Consider the following 2,810-nt stretch of genomic DNA (forward strand, 5'->3'; position numbering starts at 1 on the left):
TATCTATCGCGATAAATACGTTTAAGGGATGAGCCTATGAGAGACGACAAGCGCAGCCGCCTTGAAATATGGACGAGCGCCGGGAGGTTCGGCATCCTGGCGAACGCATTTAACGTCCGCGTTCGCGAGGTGCTGAACGCCGAGTATTATGTCACGTTCACCTATCCCCGCGAGGAGGGCGACGAACGTTACGATGCACTGTATGAGGACAACGACGTCGTATTCCCCTCTGATGTCGAGCGCGGGCAGCGTTTCAGAATACGGAACGTCCAAGAGGTACGCGACGGGCTCAAGCTATATAAGCTCGTTGAGGCGCACCACATCGCGTTTAGCCTGGGCGATTACTTCCTAGACTCCTATATCGACTTTGCCGCGGCGAAGACGACCGGGGAGATGCTGGGCATCCTGGGCGCGGACACGCCGTACACCTTCGCCGTCGAGGGCGCATTCGCCGCACAAGACGTTTGGGAATGGGGCGAGGACAAGAAAATTAACCTTCTGCAGCAGCTCCGCACGCTGTACAACGCCGAGTTGTCCTTCAACAACTACGAGATAACGCTCACGACGCGCGCAGGGGGCAATTACGGAGCACGGGTCCGGTATCAGCACAACATGAAAGGCATCAAGCGAACGAGCCACAACATGGAGCAGGTGACGCGGCTCTATGGCTACGGCAAAGACGGCCTTACGATCGAGGGCTACGGCGGCCGCACGGTGAAGTACATCGATTCCCCTTACTTCGATCCGGCCCGGCCAAAGATGGGCAAGGTCGAGTTCGCCGACATCGAAGACCAGGGCAAGCTGCTGCAGGAGATGCAAAAGTATCTCACCAAGTACGAGCGGCCGAACGTTTCCTACGACGTCGACTTCGTACAGATGGAAAAGGTAGATCCAGACTTCAGCGCGGAGCGGATCCGCGGCGCTGGCGACACGGTGACGGTGAGGGACGACGTCCTTGGGTACAGCTTCGACGCGCGCGTCCAGGAGTTCGAGCGGTACCCGTTCGAGAAGAAGAGCGGCAACGTTATCCTTTCAAACTTCCGGCAGCTCACGACGGCCGACTATATCTTCAGCGCGACAGTCGGCAGCAAGAAGGCCATGGAGTACACGTCCAGAAATGCAGTCCTCAAGGGCGTCAAGTACGACGATAGCCTGACGCTCGTCGACGGGTTGGGGCTCAAGGTGACGGACGATCACAACGCGGAGCGGGTGCGGCTCGGTCAGTACGGACCGGGACAATACGGCCTGAAGGTCGACGGCGGCGCGATCGAGATCACCGGCGGGCTACCTGACGGACAGGTGTCCGGGGCGGGAAACTGGAATGGGAAAACGACGAAGCTGACGAGCGCTGGGGTATATACAGGGATTGTCCAAGCGAACCAGATTATTGCCGACTTCCTTTCCGCGATCAGCGCGAATCTGGGGACGGTTGTGGCCGGTCGTATTCTCAGTGGCTTCATCGCGACCAGGAACGGGACGTTCCCGCGGGTCGAGTTAAGCGATACGGACAATATGCTGCGGGTTTTCAAAGATTCGCTGCATTCTCTGGATATTTTCAATTGGTCTTCCCCCGATATGCCGGCCATAAGATTCTGGGACCAAGCAGCAAATCGTTTGGCATATATGTACATGGAGACGCTGTCGGCAGAAATAGTTATATCGACAGTGAACGCTGGCATTCAATTAGCTGCCTCGGGCGGAGATGTTCGAATTACCGGGAACACCGTATATATAAAAGGCGTCGACATTTTAACCAGCTTAGGATTGAAGGCTAGCGCTAGTGATTTGGCTGCAAAGGCGGATTCTAGCACCGTTTCCACCCTTGCTTCTACCGTAGATGCAAGAGCGGCAAACATGACCTACGATTCTACGACGAAGAATTTGAAGCTATTTGCGGCTAATGGTTCGCTTCTGGCACAAGTGAATATTGCGGGTTCATAATCTGTCGAATGGTGGTATACTGGGAAAAAATCCATTCGATAGGGGATATTGTTATGCGCAGAGTCGTAGTCGCATTCCTCGTTGGCGTCGCGCTTACGGTCAGTCTTCAAGCTGGTGCGGCTGAACTTTTGAAGGGATCAAAGGTTGCTGGAACAAGGGATGTAACATTGGGTGGGAAATCTATCGGCCAGGCTGCAATCATCAATAACACAAGCTATCTGCCCGTTCGGTCCGTCTCTGATGCCCTGGGCCTGCAGATTGACTTGTCGGGAGGGAAGATCAATTTGACGACATCTGAGACGCCAAAACCAGCGGCAAGCAGTTCGCCGACCGCTACACCGACTCCTGCAACCACCGGACAGAGTGTTTATTCGGCAGAGCGAATTGGTATCGAAATTAATTCGTACAAGGAACAAATTTCATATTGGCAACGAATTGTTGACCGCGATGTAGAGTTGGGTTTGGCTGACGACCCGGAGGCCCAACTTCACAAGTCCGGGCTCGATTCATTGAAGGCTGAACTCGCCATTTGGGAACAGCGCAAAGCGGATCTCGAAGCACAGAAATAATCGGTAAACAGGGCTCGCCATTCGGCGGGCTCTTTATTTTAAGGGGAGGCGGTGCGCGGCAATGAATGAGGATTTAAACCAAGTTGAAAAGCTGGCGCAGCTGGCCGAGAAGTACGGCGTCGCGCTCATCTTCGCGCTGATCTTCCTGGTGTCGATGCTCTACGTCATGCGCCTGGTCCTGACCGGAAAGCTTGTACCGCGGTCGCTCTTTGATAAGGTCGAGCAGGACCGGGACGAGCTGCTGACGGCGCTTATCGAACAAAAAGATACGTATCGTTCTATTGCGGGCGTGGTAAGTAA

Annotated in this window: 3 protein-coding genes; all 3 read left to right on the forward strand. The window is 54.8% G+C overall.

Annotation, left to right across the window (positions count from 1 at the left end):
• The first annotated feature begins 36 nt into the window (after window positions 1-36).
• Window positions 37-1,941 carry a phage tail spike protein gene (locus ACFSR7_RS36145; protein WP_378169557.1) on the forward strand — a complete coding sequence of 635 codons (1,905 nt, stop codon included), beginning with the start codon at window positions 37-39 and terminating at the stop codon, window positions 1,939-1,941.
• 53 nt (window positions 1,942-1,994) lie between these two features.
• Window positions 1,995-2,510 carry a stalk domain-containing protein gene (locus tag ACFSR7_RS36150; protein ID WP_378169559.1) on the forward strand — a complete coding sequence of 172 codons (516 nt, stop codon included), beginning with the start codon at window positions 1,995-1,997 and terminating at the stop codon, window positions 2,508-2,510.
• A 61-nt stretch (window positions 2,511-2,571) separates the two neighbouring features.
• A partial coding sequence (locus ACFSR7_RS36155; RefSeq protein WP_378169561.1) for a hypothetical protein occupies window positions 2,572-2,810 on the forward strand: 239 nt, incomplete at its 3' end.

The organism is Cohnella sp. GCM10020058 (assembly GCF_042683485.1).
In the GTDB taxonomy this organism is placed as follows: Bacteria; Bacillota; Bacilli; order Paenibacillales; family Paenibacillaceae; genus Cohnella.

Bases quoted from the DNA above. Each gene is read 5' to 3' on its own strand.
- ACFSR7_RS36145 (WP_378169557.1), top strand. From the start codon at position 37: ATGAGAGACGACAAGCGCAGCCGCCTTGAAATATGGACGAGCGCCGGG.
- ACFSR7_RS36150 (WP_378169559.1), top strand. From the start codon at position 1,995: ATGCGCAGAGTCGTAGTCGCATTCCTCGTTGGCGTCGCGCTTACGGTC.